This window comes from Nocardiopsis sp. SBT366 (genome assembly GCF_001083815.1).
Classification (GTDB): Bacteria; Actinomycetota; Actinomycetes; order Streptosporangiales; family Streptosporangiaceae; genus Nocardiopsis; species Nocardiopsis prasina.
In genome coordinates, this window is the sequence record NZ_LAVM01000027.1 from 14,767 (window position 1) to 31,815 (window position 17,049).

Consider the following 17,049-nt stretch of genomic DNA (forward strand, 5'->3'; position numbering starts at 1 on the left):
CGTACCTCCGCGGAGGCATACTGGGACCATGCCAGAGGCACTGCCGATCTTCCCGCTGAACACCGTGCTGTTCCCCGGTATGACGATCCCCCTCCACGTGTTCGAGCAGAGGTACCGTCGACTGGTCACGGAACTGCTCGGCCCGACCCTCGCCGGGGGCGAGACGGTCGGCCGTGACCGCGGCCCCGCCCGGTTCGGGGTCGTGTGGATCGAGCTGGGGCACGAGGTGGCCAGTGAGTCCGGGCAGGGCGCGGGGGGAGCGGACACCGGGGCACCCATCACCGCGGGGCCGGGCGCCCGACCCGCCCTTCCGCTGGTGAGCGCCACCGGCTGCACCGCCCTGGTACGCGACGTGCGCACCTATGAGGACGGCCGGTACGACCTGGTCATCGAGGGCGGCACGCGGTTCACCATCACCGACCTGTCCGAGGCCGACCCCTCCTCCGCTGACGACTACTCGACGGCGTCGGTGTCCCTGCTGCCCGAGGCGCTGGGCCCCGACGTCGAGGAACACGCCGACCGGGTGCGGGACCTGTACGAGGTGTACCAGCGGCGGCTGGCGGAGATCGGGATGGCATCGGAGTCCTCGGGCGACCTTCCCCGCGACCCGATCGCGCTGTCGTACTCCGTGGCGATGTCGGTGGTGCTCGACTCGGCGGAGAAGCAACGGCTGCTGGAGGCCGAGAACACGGCGACCCGCCTGGCCGTGGCAGCGCGGTTCCTGCGCCGGGAGAACCGGATCGTGGCCGCGCCCGACCTGCCCAACCTGCCCGCCGGGCCCTTCCTGGACAACGGGATCTCCTTCAACTAGGGGGCCTCGGGACGCCACACCGGGACGGGACACCCCCTCACCTGGCGCACCGTCCCCTGTACGGAGGAGTAGCCTGCCCTGAGGTCGGTAGTACGAAGTGGAAGGCCCAGGTAACCCATGAGTGGAAAAGCCACGCCCGCGACCGTGGCCGCCAGCAGGACCAAGACCACCTACACGCTGCACCCCTATGAGGTGGACGGGGGCGACGGCGGTCACTCCTACGGCCCGGACGCCGCGGACGCGATCGGAGTGCCCCACGAGCACGTGTTCAAGACGCTGGTGGCCGAGGTGGACGGCGAGTTCACCGTCGGGGTGGTGCCGGTGAGCACCTCGCTGGACCTGAAGGCGCTGGCGACGGCGGTCGGGGGCAAGCGGGCGACCATGGCCGACCCGGCCAGGGCCGAGAAGATCACCGGGTACGTGCGCGGCGGCATCAGCCCGCTGGGGCAGCGCAAGCGGCTGCGGACGGTGATCGACTCCTCGGTGACCGGGCTGCGCTCGGTGTACGTCTCCGCGGGGCGGCGGGGTCTCCAGATGGAGCTGACCCCCAAGGACCTCATCGCGCTGACCGAGGCCGCCGTCGCACCCATCGGGACCGACTGAGCGCCCTCCCACCGGGGTGGGGAGCGGGCGCGTCGACGTGGGTCCGACGGTCCCGTCTTTGGCCCCGAACCCGCTGGGTCACAGGGGTTCGTGGACCCGCACACATTCGCCCACGGAGTGTTGCCCGCCCCCTTACCCGGGGGTAGCTTTGTGACATGGGCAACACTTCATCCCCCTATCGGTCCGTTCCCGACATGTTCGCTTCCCGCGTCGCCGAGTCCGGGGACCGGGAAGCGTTCACCTATCCGGTCCCCTCCCCCACCGGCGGCAGCGAGAAGTGGGAGTCCCTGACCTGGAACCAGACCCGTGACCGCGTCCGCGCTCTGGCGCTGGGCCTGCACTCCCTGGGCGTGACCTCCCAGGCCCGCTGCGCGATCGCGTCGAGCACCCGCGTGGAGTGGGTCCTGGCCGACCTCGCGATCCTGTGCGCCGGCGGCGCCTCCACCACCATCTATCCCACCTCCGGGCCGCCCGACTGCGCGTACATCGTGTCCGACTCCGGCAGCATGGTGGCCTTCGCCGAGAACGACGAGCAGGTCGCCAAGCTGGTGGAACAGCGCGGGGCCATGCCCGGGCTGTCCCGGGTCATCGCGTTCGAGGGAGCGGCCGGAGGCGACGACGCCTGGGTCATGGGCCTGTCCGAGCTGGAGGCCGTCGGTGCCCGGCTGCACGACGAGCGTCCCGAGCTCTTCGACGAACTGGTCTCCTCGGTGCGCGCCGACCACCTGGCCACGCTGATCTACACCTCCGGCACCACCGGCCGCCCCAAAGGGGTGCGCCTGGACCACGCCAACTGGCTCTACGAGGCCGAGGCCCTGCGGGTCATGGGCGACGAGATGCGCGCCCAGGGCTGGGAGATGCTCGACGCCGACGACGTCCAGTACCTGTGGCTGCCCCTCGCCCACAGCTTCGGCAAGGTCATGCAGGTTGCCCAGCTGCGCCTGGGCTTCACGACCGCCGTCGACGGCCGCGTGGACCGGATCGTCGACAACCTCGCCGTGGTCCGGCCCACCTTCATGGCCGCGGCCCCGCGCATCTTCGAGAAGGTGTTCAACCGGGTCGTCATGCAGGCCAAGGAGGGCGGGGCTGCCAGGTACCGGATCTTCAAGTGGGCGGTGGGCGTGGGCGACCAGGTGGCCCGGTCGAGGGAGGAGGGTCGGGAGCCCGGGGTGCTGCTCGCCGCCCAGTACAAGGTGGCCGACCGCCTGGTCTTCGACAAGCTGCGCGCCCGGTTCGGCGACCGGCTGAAGTTCTTCGTCTCCGGCAGCGCTCCCCTGGCCCCCGAGATCGGGCGGTTCTTCTACGGCGCCGGGATCACCATTCTGGAGGGCTACGGCCTGACCGAGACCTCGGCGGGCGCCTTCCTCAACCGGCCCGGCGACGTGCGGTTCGGCTCGGTCGGGCTGCCGCTGCCCGGGACCGAGGTGCGGATCGCCGAGGACGGCGAGGTCCTGCTGCGCGGCGGCAGCGTGATGCGCGGCTACCACAACCTGTCCGGCGCCACCGAGGAGGTCCTCGACGAGGAGGGCTGGTTCGCCACCGGGGACATCGGCGCCCTGGAGAACGGCCGCCTGAGGATCACCGACCGCAAGAAGGAACTGATCAAGACCGCGGGCGGCAAGTACGTGGCTCCGCAGAGCATCGAGAGCCGGTTCAAGTCCCTGTGCCCCTATGTGGGCAACCTGGTGGTGCACGGCGACCGTCGGCCCTACTGTGTGGCGCTCGTGACCCTGGACGCGGAGGCGATCGAGGTCTGGGCGGAGGCCAACGGCCTGGGCGCGCTGAACTACCTCGGCCTCACCCGGGAGCCCCGGGTCCGGGCGATGGTCCAGGAGGCCGTCGACGAACTCAACCGCGGCCTGCCCCGGCACGAGTCCGTCAAGGACTTCGCCATCCTGCCGAACGAACTCACGGTGGAACAGGGCGAGATCACGCCGAGCCTGAAGATGCGCCGCAGGGCGGTCGAGGAGCGTTACCGGGACCTGCTCGACGGCATGTACGAGGGCTCCGTCCAGAAGCTGTGAGCGCCGCCCCGCCCCCCGATGGGCCCCGTCAGCCGCTGACGGGCCCCGGTCCGCCCGGACGGGGGTCGGTCAGAGGGTCACCGGTCCGGGGATCGCCGGACTGGGGGTCGTCGGACCGGGGATCGCCGGACTGGGGGACGGTGCCCTCCGGCAGGGGTGCGACCCGGACCTGCTCGGGAACGCCGGGCTGGTCGCCGCGCATCAGGCTGAAGGCGTCCAGCAGCCCGTACTGGAGGACGTGCACGAAGGGCCACACGATCAGGAAGGCGACGGCCTGGAGCTGGAGGGCGGCGACGACGGTCCCGCCGGGGTCGGTGGCCAGCATGGTCTCCCGAGCCGGTGCGTCCAGGGCGACCCCGATCCGCCAGACCAGAAGGGAGGCCACGGCAGCGCCGAGCGAACCGGAGATCAGCCCGACCAGTCGCAGGTCCTGGAACCTGCGCCGTGCCAGCGAGAACTGGACCATGTAGGTCGCGTAGCCGGTGAGGAGCCCGGCCAGCGCGGTGATGACGACAAAGTAGCCCTCGCCCGCGAAGACCACCTCGGACGCGCCCGTGAAGACACCTCCGTCCGGCAGGACCACCACCTCGGGCCGCGGGGCGAGCCACCACCACAACGGCGCGAGGAGCGCGCCCAGCAGGGCCACTGCCCCGAGGAGTGCCACGCCCACGACCAGGCCGCGCACCGGACCCCCACCGCTCTGTTCCGCCATCACCCGCTCCTCATCGTCGCCACCCGGCCCCGCCGAAAACCTGTGGATACCGGACATGGCCCGAAGGAGAATACCGCCATGAGCGACAAGAGCAGTCTCCAGAACCTCCCCGAGCGTGTCGATGCTCCCACAGCCGCCGACGAACGCACGATGCTCCTGGCCTCGCTGGACTGGCACCGGGCGACCGTGCACCGCAAGTGCGCGGGCCTTGCCGCCGACCTCTCCTCGTCCGCCCCGGTTCCGGGGTCGCCCATGACCACCATCGGCGGGATCGTCTCGCACCTGCGCTGGGTGGAGGCCTTCTGGTTCGAGGTCGTGATGCTCAACCAGCCCGACGTGGCCCCGTACTCGACCGAGGATCCGGACGGCGAGTTCAGGGTCGGGGCCGAGCGGCCCCTGGGCGAACTCCTCGCCGAGTACGCCGCCCAGTGCGAGCGCTCCCGGGAGATCACCTCCCACCTGGAGCTCGGCAACTCAGCCCGGCGGGTGCTCAGGGACCGTGAACGGGTGACCCTGCGCTGGGTGGTCCTGCACATGATCGAGGAGACCGCCCGGCACAACGGGCATCTGGACATCCTCCGGGAGCTGGCCGACGGCGCCACCGGCGAGTAGGCACCGCGACGACTCGGGCCCGGGACGGTGTGGTGCACCGTCCCGGGCCCGAGTGTCGTGCGGATCAGTCCTCGTCGTCCGTGGTGTCGGCGCCCTCGGTGACGCCACCGCCGTCATCGTCGGCGAGGATCAGGTAGAGCCCCCGCTTGGTGTCGGCCAGCAGACGCTTGGCCCGTTCCAGCTGTTCCGGGGTCCCGGCCTGGGCGACCTGGGACGCGGCGGCCGAGAGCTGGTACGCCAGGGTGCTGATCTCCTCGTAGCGGGACCTGGCGTCGGCGTAGGCGTCGGCCCCCGCCTCCCAGGGCGGGGTGAGGTCGGCGCCGTTCTCCTCCAGGTAGGCGATGCCCTCGTCGGTGAGCTGGTAGGGACGGCGGCGCCCCTCCCCCTCGACCTGAGCGACCAGGCCCTCGTCCTCCAGCTGCTGGAGCATCGGGTAGACCGAGCCGGGGCTGGGGCGCCAGGCCCCGCCGCTGCGTTCGCGGCCCTCGCGGATGATCTCGTAGCCGCTGCGCGTCTCCTCTGCCAGGAGCATGAGGATTCCGGTGCGGACGTCCCCGCGCCGTGCCCGGGTGCCGCCTCGGCGGTGTCCGTGACCGCCCCCGAAGGGGAAGCCCGGCCCGAAGGGGCCGCCGGACCCAGCGGGTCCCCCCGGTCCGCCGAAGGGACCGCCAGGGACGGGGCCCGCGCCCCACGGCGGGTGCGGCGGCCTGGGCGGCTCGGGCGGCGGGTGCCCGAACCCGTCCCGTCGCGGCCCGCGGTGTTCGTCGTGCGCGTCTCGCGGGTCGTGGTGTGCGCGGGGGGTGTCCGTGGGGCGCCAGGCCCAGGGAAGTCGGGGACGCTCGGAGTGCTGTCCGCCCCAGGGCCAGGGGCCGGGAAGTGCCATCGCGGTCATGTCGTTCTCCTCTGTTTCGAGTGATCTTGATCGTTCACGACTGTCATTCCGTGATCCGATAGCTCAAAGATATATCGTTAACTGGATCGCGGCAAGAGCGAAAGAAAACAAAGATCCCCGTGTGCGGAGTCGCACACGGGGATCTCGAAGGCGGGTCAGTGTCAGTAGTCGACCGCGTACGCCCCCAGCAGGCTCTTCATCTCACCGTTGAACTCCGGGGAGATCCGCACCGAGTAGCGGTCCACCGCGTAGATCCGGGAGCGCACCGGGTTGTCCACCCGGATCCGCACGGGGGTGTCCCCCTTGTGCGTGCTCAGCACCTGGCGGAGGTCGTCGATCAGCTCAGCGTCCAACCGGTCCTCGGCGACGGTCAGCAGGACCGGCGGCTCACCCTCGGTGACGTGGGAGATGTCGAGGATGGACATCTCCGAGGCGAACATCGACCAGGTGCCGTCCCGGTCGTTGAGCCGCCCCTTGACCGTGACCGCGGTGTCCTCCAGCAGCGCCTCCACGTACAGCGGGTACGTCTTGGGGAAGAACAGCACCTCCATGCTGGCGTCCAGGTCCTCCACCGTGGCGATGGCCCACTGGTTGCCCGCCTTGTTGGTGCGCTTGTCCACCTTGGAGATCAGCCCCGAGATCCGTACCTCACCCCGCTCACGCGCCATCTCACCGGCGACGATCTGCGCGATGGAGGTGTCCCGGGAACGCGCCAGCACCCGCTCGGCCCCCGCAAGCGGGTGACTGGAAACGTACAGACCCAGCATCTCCCGTTCGAAGGCCAGCTTGGTCTTGCGGTCCCACTCCTCCTCGCCCCACTGGATGTTCAGCCCGATCGGCGTGGAGTCCCCGTCGTCGTCCCCGCCACCGAACAGGTCGAACTGCCCGTGGGCCTCCTGCTTCTTGGAGCTGATCATGCCGTCCACCGCCACCTCGTGGTGACGGTACAGCTCACGCCGCGGCTGGCCGAGCGAGTCGAACCCGCCCGCCTTGACCAGCGACTCGATCACGCGCTTGTTGCACGCCGCCAGCTCGATCTTGGACAGGAAGTCCGTGAAGGACGAGTACTTGCCCTTCTCCGTGCGGGTCCTGACGATCGAGTTCACCACGTTCGCGCCCACGTTGCGCACCGCGCCCATGCCGAAGCGGATGTCCTTGCCGACCGGGGTGAAGCGCAGACCCGACTCGTTGACGTCCGGCGGCAGCACCTTGATGTGCTGCGCCCGGCACTCGGCCAGGTACACCGCCATCTTGTCCTTGTCGTCACTGACCGAGGTCAACAGCGCGGCCATGTACGCGGCCGGGTGGTTGGCCTTGAGGTAGGCGGTCCAGTACGCGACGAGGGCGTATCCGGCCGCGTGCGACTTGTTGAACGCGTAGCCCGCGAACGGGAGCATGACGTCCCAGATCGCCTGCATGGACTCCTGGGAGAAGCCCTTCTCGATCATGCCCGAGGAGAACTTCTCGAACTCCTTCTCCAGGGCCTCCTTCTTCTTCTTGCCCATGGCGCGACGCATCAGGTCCGCACCGCCCAGGCTGTATCCGGCGAGCTGCTGGGCGATCGCCATGATCTGCTCCTGGTAGACGATCAGGTGGTACGTCTCCCCGAGGATCGGGTCCAGGGCGTCCTTGAGCTCGGGGTGGATCGCCGTGACGTCCTGACGGCCGTTCGAGCGGTCGGCGTAGTCGTTGTGCGCGTTGGCCGCCATCGGGCCGGGCCGGTACAGCGAGATCACGGCGGTGATGTCACCGAAGCTCTTCGGCTCCATCCGCTTGAGCAGGTTACGCATCGCGCCGCCGTCCAGCTGGAACACACCGAGCGTGTCACCGCGGGCCAGGAGCTTGTAGGTCTTCGGGTCGTCCAGCGGGAGTTTGCCGAGGTCGACCTCGACGCCCTCGGCCTCCCTGATGCTCTTGACCGCGTCGTCCATGATCGTGAGGTTGCGCAGGCCCAGGAAGTCCATCTTGAGCAGCCCCATGTCCTCGCACTGAGGGTAGGGAAAGCCCGTGATGATGGCACCGTCCGCGTCGCGCTTGTGCAGCGGGATCACGTCGAGCAGCGGTTCCTTGGACAGGATGACGCCCGCCGCGTGCACACCGGTGCCCCGGGTCAGGCCCTCGATGCCGCGCGCGGTCTCCATGACCTTGTTGACCTGCGGATCGTTGTCGATCAGGTTCCGCAGCTCGGTGGTCTCGCCGTAGCGCTCGTGCTCGGTGTTGTACACCGCTTCGAGCGGGATCTCGTTGCCACCCACCGGCGCGGGAAACGCCTTGGTGATCTGGTCGCCCGTGGAGTAGGGCATGCCCAGGATCCGAGTGGAGTCCTTGATCGCGGCCTTGGCCTTGATGGTGCCGAAGGTGAGGATCTGCGCCACCCGCTCATCGCCGTACAGGCGGGTGGCGTACTCGATCATCTCGGCGCGCCGACGCTCGTCGAAGTCCAGGTCGACATCGGGCATGGACACGCGCTCGGGGTTGAGGAACCGCTCGAACAGCAGACCGTGCACCAGAGGGTCCAGGTCGGTGATGCCCAGCATGTAGGCGATCATCGAGCCCGCCGCGGAGCCACGGCCCGGGCCCAGCGCGATGCCGTTCTCGCGGGCGTGGTTGCAGATGTCGGCGACCACGAGGAAGTAGGCGGGGAAGCCCATCTTGTTGATGATGCCGAGTTCGTACTCGATGCGGGTGCGTGCCTCGTCCGTGGCCCCGTCCGGGTAGCGCACGGGGATGCGGCGCTCGACCTCCTTGGCCAGCCAGGAGGCCTGCGTCTCACCCTCGGGCACGGGGAAGACCGGCATGAGGTCGCGGTGGGCGAAGACGTTGTCGTAGGCGTTGGGGTCGACCCGCTCCGCGATGAGCAGGGTGTTCTTGCAGCCCTCGGCCCACTCGTCGAAGTTGAGCAGGCCGCGCATCTCGTCGGCGGTCTTGAGGTAGTAGCCCGAACCGTTGAACCGGAACCGGGTGGGGTCGTCCAGGTTCTTGCCCACGCCGACCGCCAGCAGGGCGTCGTGCGCCGAGGACTGGGACTCGTAGACGTAGTGCGAGTCGTTGGTGACCAACGGCGGGATGCTCAGCTCACGGCCGACCCTGAGCAGTCCGTCCCGGACCACCTTCTCGATCGGCACGCCGTGGTCCATCAGCTCCAGGAAGACGTTCTCCTTGCCGAAGATGTCCTGCAACCCGGCCGCGTACTCGATCGCCTCCTTCTCCTGCCCCAGACGCAGCCGTGTCTGCACACCGCCGGAGGGGCAGCCGGTCGAGACGATGATGCCCTCGTTGTACTGCTGCATGAGTTCCAGGTCCATGCGGGGCTTCATGTAGTAGCCCTCCATGGACGCCAGCGAGGACATCTTGAAGAGGTTGCGCAGGCCCTGCTCGTTCTGGGCCAACATGGTCATGTGCAGGTACCGGCCACCGCCGGAGATGTCCTTGCCGCCCTCCGCCGAGGCGTCGTCGGAGGTGTTGGATCGGCCCCAGAAGACCCGCTTCTTGTGGAACCTCGACTCGGGGGCGACGTACGCCTCGATGCCGATGATCGGTTTGACGCCCGAGCCCTTGGACTGCTGGTAGAACTCGTAGGCTCCGAACATGTTGCCGTGGTCGGTCATGGCCACGGCTGGCATCTCCAGCCGCGCGGCCTCCTTGAACAGGGGCTTCAGCTTCGCCGCCCCGTCGAGCATCGAGTACTCGGTGTGGACGTGCAGATGAGCGAAGGAGTCGGCCATGACGCGGGTGCCCCCAGGCGGGTAGACGGACGGGTGGTGTCTCCTGAGCCTACGACTTCCCCACGACTTTCGCGGACGCCCTGTGGACGGCGGGCCACCCCCACTCTTCAGGGACTCAGCGGGATCCGCCGGAGGAGCGCAGGGTGTGGGCCAGGGTGCGCAGCCAGGGGTCCCGGAAGGCGGGTTCCGCGGTCAGGACGCGGTGGACCTGGGCGCGAGCCCTGCGGGTGAGGCCGTGGTCACGCAAGGACAGCGCCTCGCTGAGGGCCTCCCGGGTGCGGTCGTCGTGGCGGGGCACGGCCACACCGGGGTCGGACCAGCGGGCGCGACGGAACGGGGGTTCGACCCTGGCCTGGCGCTCGCCGAGATAACGCCAGAGGGGACCGAACACCGACACGTTGCCCACGGAGCTGGCGGGGAGTTCACGCGTCCACTCGGCGTGTTGCTGCCAGCGCCAGGTGTTGGGGCTGCTGTGGCGGCGGGCCGTGACACCGAGGTAGCGGAGCCTGCGGCGGATCACGTTCCATGCGGCGCGTTCCTCGTCGATCCAGGCGCGCAGCTCCCGGTGGAGGTTGCCGAAGGTGGTTCCCTCGTGGACGAGGTCGACCAGGACCAGGGGGCGATCGCGTGCGGCCAGACCGGCGGGCGTGATGCCCGAGGCGGTGAGGTCGGCGCGGAGCTGGGCGCGCTCGTCGGGGGTCGGGTCGCGGCTGTCCGTGCCGTGGAGGGAGAGCGGCAGGCGGTGCAGCCTGGACAGGTGCGGAGTGTCGGCGAGGACCCCGCTGAGCAGGTCGTGCAGGCTGTCCGGGGAACGGCCCACGAAGTACAGGTCGCCGTCGGCGCTGCGGGCCAGGACCCTGGCCGCGCACTCGGTGAGTTCGGGGATCTCCTCGGGTCGGGTGTCAACGGGCAGGGTCCCGAGCTGCTCGGCGCGCGAGAGGTCCCAGCGGAACGGGAGTCGGGGTTCCTTGTCTGCCATGGGACCCCAGTCAACAAGGCGGGGTCGGGGGCGACAAGGGAATTCGGTCGCCGTTCCGACTGTGGTGGTACACCGTTCGGACACGCGGCCCTGTTAACCTCCGGCGGTCGGCCCCCGCTCCCCTGAGAGGACCCTCTTCCGTGACCACCACGCCCCGCCGGATCGCCTCCACCGCCACTCTGGTGCTGGCCGCCTCGGCGCTGACCGCACTGCCGTCGTCCGCGGCCGAGTCGCCGTCGGTCCCCGCCCCGCCCGGGGCACACGAGGTGCGCTTCGCCACCTTCAACACAGCCTTGGAGCGCGGTGAGCGGGGCGCCCTCGTCGAGGAGCTGGCGACACCCGACAGCGAGCAGGCGCGCAACGTGGCGGAGATCATCCAGCACGTGCGCCCCGACGTGCTGCTGGTCAACGAGTTCGACCACGACGACGAGGGTGCGGGTCCCCGGCTCTTCCAGGACAACTACCTGTCCGTGGGCCAGTCCGGTGCCGAGCCGATCGAGTACCCGTACGTCTACACCGCCCCGGTCAACACGGGTGTCGCCTCGGGTGTGGACCTCAACGGTGACGGCGAGGCGGTGACCGAGCCGGGCAGTCCCGAGTACGCCGAGGACGCCTTCGGGTACGGCCTCTTCCCCGGCCAGTACGGGATGGTCGTGTACTCGATGTACCCGATCGTCACGGACGAGGTGCGCACGTTCCAGGACTTCCGTTGGGCTGACATGCCCGGCGCCCTGCTGCCCACCGATCCGGAGACCGGTGAGCCGTACTACTCGGAGGAGGCCCTGGAGGTGCTGCGGCTGTCCTCCAAGAGCCACTGGGACGTCCCGATCGACACCGGGCGCGGCCGTCCGGTGCACCTGCTGGCCAGCCACCCGACACCGCCGGCCTTCGACGGCCCGGAGAGGCGCAACGTGGCGCGCAACCACGACGAGATCAGGTTCTGGGCCGACTACGTGACCCCGCGCGGGGGTTCGTACGTGTACGACGACGAGGGCGTGCGGGGCGGTCTCGCCCCCGGGTCCCCGTTCGTGATCGCGGGTGACCTCAACGCCGACCCCAACGACGGTGACGGGCACCCCGAGGCGGTGGCACAGCTGCTGGAGCACCGCGACATCGTGGACGTGCGCCCCTCCAGCCAGGGCGGACGCGGTGCGGCCCAGCGCCAGGGCGGCGCGAACGACGACCACGAGGGCGACCCGGAGCTGGACAGCGCCGACTTCAACGACGTGCCCGGCCCGGGCAACCTCCGGGTGGACTACGTCCTGCCGTCGCGGTCGCTGCCCGCCCGGGGTTCGGGCGTGTTCTGGCCGACCGTGGACGACCCGCTGTTCCGTCTGACGGGCGACTACCCGTTCCCCAGCTCCGACCACCGCCTGGTGTGGGTGGACCTGCTGCGGCCGTAGCGGAGGTGGTGGCGGTCCGGGCCCGCCACCGGTTCGGCCGTCAGGAGCCTCCGGCTGCGCCGGGCCCGGCAGCGGCCTCCTCCTGGGCCGCGGCCAGGCCCGCGCTGATGACGCTCTCCATGATGGGAGCGAGCCGGTCCGCGCCCAGGCGGGGCGCGTGCTCGGCCATGCGTTCGACGAGGCGGCGTTCGCGTTCCATGTCGCGTCCGGCGAAGTAGCCGACCGGCTTGAGCCGCTGGACCTGGGCGGCGACGAGGGCGCGGCGTTCGAGGAGTGCGGCGAGCTCGGCGTCCATCTGATCGATCCGGCCACGCAGGCGCAGGATCTGCTCGCTGACGGGCGCGGGTTCACTGTGACGGTCGTGCACGGAGGTCCCTCTCGGGTGTGGATGCGTTCGCGGATGCGGCGCGGCCGTACGACCCGTCAGGGAAGTGTGGACTGGGGCGTCGGCCGCCCGGAAAGACGAAAGAGCACCGGGCCGATGCCCGAGTGCTCCTTTTGCCGACGTCCCCGTCTCCGCCTACGTGAAAGCGGCCGACGGGTGCGTCGGCTGGCTAAACACGTGATAGCGGTGGGTCACGGTGGTGATGCTACTACACACCGAGGAGGCGCACGGCGCGCTTCACTCGGGGACCTCGACCCGGATCATGAGGGCGCTGGCCTCGGCGGTGACCTCACCGTGGGCCCGGATCCGACCGGCCACGAAGACCTTGCGGCCCTCGACCCGCTCCACCCAGGAGGTGATCTCCAGGGGGGTGAACAGCGGGGTGGGGCGGCGGTAGTCGATCTCCAGGCGCGCGGTCAGTCCGGGGCTGGTCTCGACGGAGGAGACGCTGCCGACGGCCTGGTCGAGCATGGCGGCGATCCAGCCGCCGTGCACCAGGCCGGGAGGGCCCTGGTAGACGGTGTTGAGGGTGACCTCGGCGCGCAGACCCTCCGCCGTGCGGTCGAGGAAGAGGCGCGGGGCGGCCGGGTTGGTCTCGCCCTCGACGATGTTGGTGATGGTGCCGATCACGGAGGTGCCGTCGCCGAGTTCACGGCGGACCATGGTGCCGATCTCGCGGCGGGCGACGTTGAGGCGGTCGGTGAGTCCCTCGACGACGTCGGCGGTCTCGGCCAGGGTGTCGGAGTCGACCTCGGTGTTGGCGACGGCGTCGACGAGGTCGTGGACGCGGGAGACCAACGTGCGCAGTTCGGCGGGGATCGAGTGGGCGTCGACGAGCGGGAGTCCGTAGGCTCGCGGGTCGTCGGGGCTCTCGGTGGCCGGCTGCGTGTTGACCGTCATGTGTTCCTCGTCGGATCGGTGTTGGTGCTCGGTCGGCGCATCGTGCTCGGGGGCGCCGACGCCAAAACCGAATCCTACTCGGTAGTACTCCGATGGGGCGGGCCGAGGGCGTGCGCTCCCCGTCACACCGGACGGGGAGCGCGCCCGTCAGCGCCGGTCAGCCGAGCTTGTGCTCCATGTGCAGGTGGGGGATCCCGGCGTCCATGAACTCCTCGCCATGGGCCGTGTAACCCAACCGCTCGTAGAAGCCCAGCGCGTGCGTCTGCGCGTGCAGCTCGACCCGTTCGAGACCGACCTCCCGGGCCAGTTCCTCGGCAGCGCGCACCAGCGCGGCGCCCGTGCCCCTCCCCCGTCCGGCGGGCAGGACGGCCATCCGTCCGAGGAGACCGGCGCCGTCGCCCTGGTCCACGAGTCGGACCGTGCCCACGGGGTGGCCGTCCACGAGGGCGAGGAGGAAGGCGGCGGTGGAGTCGCGCTCGTCCCACTCCTCCTCGATGGGAACCTGCTGTTCGGCGACGAAGACGGCGCCCCGGATCACGAAGACGGCCGCGCGGTCTCGCTCACCCTCGACCCGGCGAATCTGTGGCTTGCTCATGGGCGCAGACTATCCGCGCGCCGCCACCCCGCACCCCGCGGGGCCTGCCACTTTCCCTCCTCCGGCGGCCTCGGGCTCCGGGCCCGCCAGCGTTCGGGGCCGCGCCCCCGCCCGGCGCCGCCCCGCGCGCGCCCTGGCACCCACGAAAGCCCGCGACCCGTTCTAACCTGGACATATGGAACTGCCCAGTGACGTCCACCCCACCGTCGAGGACCCGCGCGTGGAGCGCGCGCGGTACTGGCGTTTCTCCGGGCTGCCCGACACCGAGCTCCTCACCGCGCGGTTCGTCACCACCGCCTTCACGAGGCACACGCACTCCACATACACCATCGGCATGATCACCGCCGGGATCGAGGAGTACTCGCACTCGGGCGGGAGCTCACGGGTGGGGCCTGGCGGGCTCGCCGTGGTCGAGCCGGACGAGGTACACACCGGCCACGCCGGGATCCCCGAGGGGTGGAGGTACCGGGTGTTCTACCCCGCGCCCGCGGTGGTGGTGGACATCGGCCGTGAACTGGGGATGCGCGGTACCCCGGGGTTCACCCACTCCGGCATCGACGCCCCCGAGGTCTCCCGCGTGCTGGTGCGCGCGCACCAGGCCGCCGAACGGGGCGAACGGCTCACCGCGTCGTCGCTGGCCCGTCAGGGCATCGCGATGCTGCTGCGCTCCCACGGGCGCGAGCGCGGGGCCGGGGTCGCGGCGCACACCGCGCGACCCGAGGTGGCGCTGGCGCGGGAGCTGTTGACGGAGCGGCTGGTGGACCCTCCGACCCTGGAGGAGCTGGCCGCGCACGTGGGCCTCGGCCCGTTCACACTGGCCAGGGCGTTCCGGGCCGCCTACGGACTGCCCCCGCACGCCTACCTCAACCAGCTGCGGGTGGACCGGGCGCGGGGCCTGCTCCTCCAGGGTTGGCGGGCGAGCGAGGTCGCCGCGCGGGTGGGGTTCTCCGACCAGTCCCACCTGACCCGGCACTTCCGCCGCCACCTCGGCGTGCCGCCCGTGGCCTACCAGCGCGCCCTGCGCGCATGACCCGCAGCCCGTTCCCGGCGGGCGCAAGAACGTACAAGACTTCCGGACGCGGAGCCGCCTAGCGTGGGCGAACGTGAAGACCTTCTCCGTGTTCCGATCTCCCGCGGTGCGGGACAGCCTGGGGATCGGTGTCGCCGTCGGCGCCGCCGGTCTGGCCTTCGGCACCGCCGCCGTGGCCGCCGGGCTCTCACCCGCCCAAGCGGTGTTCCTGAGCCTGTTCATGTTCACCGGCGCCTCCCAGTTCGCACTGGTGGGGGTGATCGCGGGCGGCGGCAACCTCGTCGCCGGGGCGCTGGGCGCCCTCCTGCTGGGTGCCCGCAACACCCTGTACGGGCTGCGGTTGGCCGACGTCCTGGGGTACCGGGGCGTGCGCCGGGCGCTGGCGGCGCACGGGGTGATCGACGAGACCACGGCGGTGACACTGGTCCAGCCGGACCGGGAGTCGGCCCGTACCGCGTTCATGACGACGTACCTGGTCCTGGGCGGCTTCTGGGTGGCCACGACCCTGGTGGGCGCGCTGGCCACGGACCGCGTGGACAACATCGACGCGTTCGGCCTGGACGCGGTGGGTCCGGCCATCTTCCTGGGGCTCCTGTGGCCCCGACTGCGCGAGGGCGGGCTGCGCACCTGGCTGATCGCGGCGCTGGGCGCGGGGCTCGCGCTGGCCACGACCCCGCTCATGCCGCCGGGGGTTCCGGTGCTGCTGGCCGCCTCCGCCGGGCTGCTCGCCTTCGTGGGCACCGACAACCGCACGGGCGCCACGGGGCGACCCGAGGGCGCCGACGAGACCGACCGGGCCGAGGGGGTGCGGTCATGACGATGTGGATCGCGCTGGTCGCCACCGCCGCCGGGTGCTACCTGCTCAAGTACGCGGGGCTGGCGGCCCCGCGCCGTCTGCTGGACAACCCGTGGCTGCGACGGTTCGCCATGGCGGTGCCCCTCGCGCTGCTGGCCGCGCTGATCGCCGTGCAGGCCCTGGGTGACGGCCAGGGCCTGCACTGGGACACCGCTCGCATGGCCGGGCTGGGAGCGGCCGCGCTCGCCCTGGTGCTGCGCGCGCCGTTCCTGGTGGTGGTCGTGGCCGCCGCCGGGACCACCGCCGCCCTGCGCGCCCTCGGAGTCGCCTAGCGTCCGGCGGGCCGGGCCCGTGCGATCTCCGGGGGCGGGAACGCCTCAATCTCAGTCCGTCGTCCCGGAGTCGCCGAGCTCGTCCCTGACCTGCGCGAACGCGGCCACCGCGGCGCGGACGTCGTCCTCGCTGTGAGCCGCCGACAGCTGGACCCGGATGCGCGCACGCCCCATGGGAACCACGGGGTAGGAGAACGCCGTCACGTACACGCCCTTCTCAAGGAGCGCCGACGCCATCCGGGCCGCCTCGGCCGCGTCCCCGATCATCACCGGCACGATCGCGTGTTCACCGTCCAGGACGTCGAAGCCCGCCGCGGTGATCGACTCCCGAAACAGTGCCGCGTTCCGGTTCAGCCTCGTCCTGAGGTCGTCGGCCTCGGAGAGCATGTCGAGCACGCGCAGGGAGGCGCCGACGATCATCGGGGCCAGTGAGTTCGAGAAGAGGTAGGGCCGCGACCGCTGCCGGAGGATCTCCACGATCTCGGCGTGCCCTGCCACGTATCCGCCGCTGGCTCCACCGAGTGCCTTGCCGAGCGTTCCGGTCACGATGTCCACGCGGTCCTGGACGCCGAACAGCTCCGGGGTTCCCTGCCCGTTCGGGCCGACGAAGCCGACGGCGTGGGAGTCGTCCACCATGACGAGCGCGTCGTAACGCTCCGCCAGGTCGCAGATCTCGTCGAGCGGGGCGAGGTAGCCGTCCATCGAGAACACGCCGTCCGTCACGATGAGCCGGTGGCGGGCGTTCGCGGCGGCGACGAGCTGCTTCTCCAGATCGGCCATGTCGCGGTTCTTGTACCGGTACCTGCCCGCCTTGCTGAGCCGGATCCCGTCGATGATGCTCGCGTGGTTCAGCTCGTCGGAGATCACCGCGTCCTCGGCGGTGAGGAGCGTCTCGAAGACTCCGGCGTTCGCGTCGAAGCACGAACTGTAGAGGATGGTGTCCTCGACCCGGAGGAACTCCGAGAGGCGTCGCTCCAGGCGCGCGTGCAGGTCCTGTGTGCCGCAGATGAACCGCACCGAGGCCATGCCGAAGCCCGATTCGTCGAGCGTGCGCTTGGCGGCGTCGATGAGGTCGGGGTGGTCGGCGAGGCCCAGGTAGTTGTTCGAGCAGAAGTTGAGGACGGAGTCGTCACCGACGCTGATCCGTGCGGACTGGGGGCCGCTGATCAACCGCTGGTCCTTGAACAGCCCCGCCTCCCTGATGCCCTCGATCTCACTCTTGAGGTGGTCGCGCATCGCTGAGTACACGT

16 protein-coding genes are annotated in these 17,049 nt (G+C 70.5%); 8 read left to right on the plus strand and 8 right to left on the minus strand.

Annotation, left to right across the window (positions count from 1 at the left end; all coding sequences use genetic code 11):
• Positions 1 to 28 precede the first annotated feature (28 nt).
• The 3 genes from ADX84_RS10580 (at position 29) to ADX84_RS10590 (ending at position 3,438) form a co-directional block, all read left to right on the plus strand.
• Positions 29 to 811, plus strand: a complete 783-nt coding sequence (locus ADX84_RS10580) for an LON peptidase substrate-binding domain-containing protein (RefSeq protein ID WP_049571415.1) — start codon at positions 29 to 31, stop codon at positions 809 to 811.
• A gap of 144 nt (positions 812 to 955) precedes the next feature.
• Entirely contained in the window at positions 956 to 1,414 is a 459-nt protein-coding gene (gene ybaK, locus ADX84_RS10585; protein WP_049571419.1) for a Cys-tRNA(Pro) deacylase, read from the plus strand.
• Positions 1,415 to 1,569: 155 nt separating this feature from the next.
• Positions 1,570 to 3,438 (plus strand): long-chain fatty acid--CoA ligase, encoded by a 1,869-nt coding sequence (locus ADX84_RS10590; RefSeq protein WP_049571422.1) that lies wholly within the window; start codon positions 1,570 to 1,572, stop codon positions 3,436 to 3,438.
• A gap of 28 nt (positions 3,439 to 3,466) precedes the next feature.
• On the opposite strand, the gene ADX84_RS10595 is transcribed toward ADX84_RS10590, so the two are convergent.
• Entirely contained in the window at positions 3,467 to 4,150 is a 684-nt protein-coding gene (locus tag ADX84_RS10595; RefSeq protein WP_234003914.1) for a hypothetical protein, read from the minus strand.
• A 78-nt stretch (positions 4,151 to 4,228) separates the two neighbouring features.
• On the opposite strand from ADX84_RS10595, the gene ADX84_RS10600 reads away from it, so the two are divergent.
• Entirely contained in the window at positions 4,229 to 4,762 is a 534-nt protein-coding gene (locus tag ADX84_RS10600) for a DinB family protein (protein ID WP_049571425.1), read from the plus strand.
• A 64-nt stretch (positions 4,763 to 4,826) separates the two neighbouring features.
• On the opposite strand, the gene ADX84_RS10605 is transcribed toward ADX84_RS10600, so the two are convergent.
• The 3 genes from ADX84_RS10605 to ADX84_RS10615 form a co-directional block, all read right to left on the minus strand.
• Positions 4,827 to 5,654 carry a PadR family transcriptional regulator gene (locus ADX84_RS10605; protein WP_049571428.1) on the minus strand — a complete coding sequence of 276 codons (828 nt, stop codon included), beginning with the start codon at positions 5,652 to 5,654 and terminating at the stop codon, positions 4,827 to 4,829.
• A 161-nt stretch (positions 5,655 to 5,815) separates the two neighbouring features.
• The gene (dnaE, locus tag ADX84_RS10610; RefSeq protein WP_049571431.1) at positions 5,816 to 9,379 is read right to left on the minus strand and encodes a DNA polymerase III subunit alpha; all 3,564 of its coding nucleotides are present in this window, start codon (positions 9,377 to 9,379) and stop codon (positions 5,816 to 5,818) included.
• Between the two features lie 115 nt (positions 9,380 to 9,494).
• Positions 9,495 to 10,358 carry a hypothetical protein gene (locus tag ADX84_RS10615; RefSeq protein WP_049571434.1) on the minus strand — a complete coding sequence of 288 codons (864 nt, stop codon included), beginning with the start codon at positions 10,356 to 10,358 and terminating at the stop codon, positions 9,495 to 9,497.
• A gap of 140 nt (positions 10,359 to 10,498) precedes the next feature.
• Between ADX84_RS10615 and ADX84_RS10620 the strand changes: the two genes are divergently transcribed.
• Entirely contained in the window at positions 10,499 to 11,761 is a 1,263-nt protein-coding gene (locus ADX84_RS10620) for an endonuclease/exonuclease/phosphatase family protein (RefSeq protein ID WP_234003916.1), read from the plus strand.
• 40 nt (positions 11,762 to 11,801) lie between these two features.
• Here ADX84_RS10620 and ADX84_RS10625 read toward each other — a convergent pair whose 3' ends face one another.
• From ADX84_RS10625 to ADX84_RS10635, 3 genes are all read right to left on the minus strand, one after another.
• The gene (locus ADX84_RS10625) at positions 11,802 to 12,128 is read right to left on the minus strand and encodes a chorismate mutase (protein WP_049571438.1); all 327 of its coding nucleotides are present in this window, start codon (positions 12,126 to 12,128) and stop codon (positions 11,802 to 11,804) included.
• A gap of 255 nt (positions 12,129 to 12,383) precedes the next feature.
• Positions 12,384 to 13,046 carry a PaaI family thioesterase gene (locus ADX84_RS10630; protein ID WP_049571441.1) on the minus strand — a complete coding sequence of 221 codons (663 nt, stop codon included), beginning with the start codon at positions 13,044 to 13,046 and terminating at the stop codon, positions 12,384 to 12,386.
• Between the two features lie 157 nt (positions 13,047 to 13,203).
• Positions 13,204 to 13,641, minus strand: a complete 438-nt coding sequence (locus ADX84_RS10635) for a GNAT family N-acetyltransferase (protein ID WP_049571444.1) — start codon at positions 13,639 to 13,641, stop codon at positions 13,204 to 13,206.
• Between the two features lie 175 nt (positions 13,642 to 13,816).
• Between ADX84_RS10635 and ADX84_RS10640 the strand changes: the two genes are divergently transcribed.
• The 3 genes from ADX84_RS10640 (at position 13,817) to ADX84_RS10650 (ending at position 15,799) form a co-directional block, all read left to right on the plus strand.
• A complete protein-coding gene (locus ADX84_RS10640; protein WP_199776550.1) occupies positions 13,817 to 14,671 on the plus strand; it encodes an AraC family transcriptional regulator in 855 nt (284 codons plus the stop codon).
• 73 nt (positions 14,672 to 14,744) lie between these two features.
• Positions 14,745 to 15,488 carry an AzlC family ABC transporter permease gene (locus ADX84_RS10645; protein WP_156208060.1) on the plus strand — a complete coding sequence of 248 codons (744 nt, stop codon included), beginning with the start codon at positions 14,745 to 14,747 and terminating at the stop codon, positions 15,486 to 15,488.
• The gene (locus tag ADX84_RS10650; RefSeq protein WP_017544516.1) at positions 15,485 to 15,799 is read left to right on the plus strand and encodes an AzlD domain-containing protein; all 315 of its coding nucleotides are present in this window, start codon (positions 15,485 to 15,487) and stop codon (positions 15,797 to 15,799) included. Before ADX84_RS10645 ends, ADX84_RS10650 begins: the two co-directional genes overlap by 4 nt.
• Before the next feature lie 51 nt (positions 15,800 to 15,850).
• On the opposite strand, the gene ADX84_RS10655 is transcribed toward ADX84_RS10650, so the two are convergent.
• On the minus strand, positions 15,851 to 17,047 hold the full coding sequence (locus tag ADX84_RS10655; RefSeq protein WP_199776551.1) for a glycine C-acetyltransferase: 1,197 nt from the start codon (positions 17,045 to 17,047) through the stop codon (positions 15,851 to 15,853).
• Positions 17,048 to 17,049 lie beyond the last annotated feature (2 nt).

Bases quoted from the DNA above. Each gene is read 5' to 3' on its own strand.
- ADX84_RS10640 (WP_199776550.1), top strand. From the start codon at position 13,817: ATGGAACTGCCCAGTGACGTCCACCCCACCGTCGAGGACCCGCGCGTG.
- ADX84_RS10650 (WP_017544516.1), top strand. From the start codon at position 15,485: ATGACGATGTGGATCGCGCTGGTCGCCACCGCCGCCGGGTGCTACCTG.
- ADX84_RS10580 (WP_049571415.1), top strand. From the start codon at position 29: ATGCCAGAGGCACTGCCGATCTTCCCGCTGAACACCGTGCTGTTCCCC.
- ADX84_RS10590 (WP_049571422.1), top strand. From the start codon at position 1,570: ATGGGCAACACTTCATCCCCCTATCGGTCCGTTCCCGACATGTTCGCT.
- ADX84_RS10600 (WP_049571425.1), top strand. From the start codon at position 4,229: ATGAGCGACAAGAGCAGTCTCCAGAACCTCCCCGAGCGTGTCGATGCT.
- ADX84_RS10635 (WP_049571444.1), bottom strand. From the start codon at position 13,641: ATGAGCAAGCCACAGATTCGCCGGGTCGAGGGTGAGCGAGACCGCGCG.
- ADX84_RS10615 (WP_049571434.1), bottom strand. From the start codon at position 10,358: ATGGCAGACAAGGAACCCCGACTCCCGTTCCGCTGGGACCTCTCGCGC.
- ADX84_RS10630 (WP_049571441.1), bottom strand. From the start codon at position 13,046: ATGACGGTCAACACGCAGCCGGCCACCGAGAGCCCCGACGACCCGCGA.
- ADX84_RS10605 (WP_049571428.1), bottom strand. From the start codon at position 5,654: ATGACCGCGATGGCACTTCCCGGCCCCTGGCCCTGGGGCGGACAGCAC.
- dnaE (WP_049571431.1), bottom strand. From the start codon at position 9,379: ATGGCCGACTCCTTCGCTCATCTGCACGTCCACACCGAGTACTCGATG.
- ADX84_RS10595 (WP_234003914.1), bottom strand. From the start codon at position 4,150: ATGGCGGAACAGAGCGGTGGGGGTCCGGTGCGCGGCCTGGTCGTGGGC.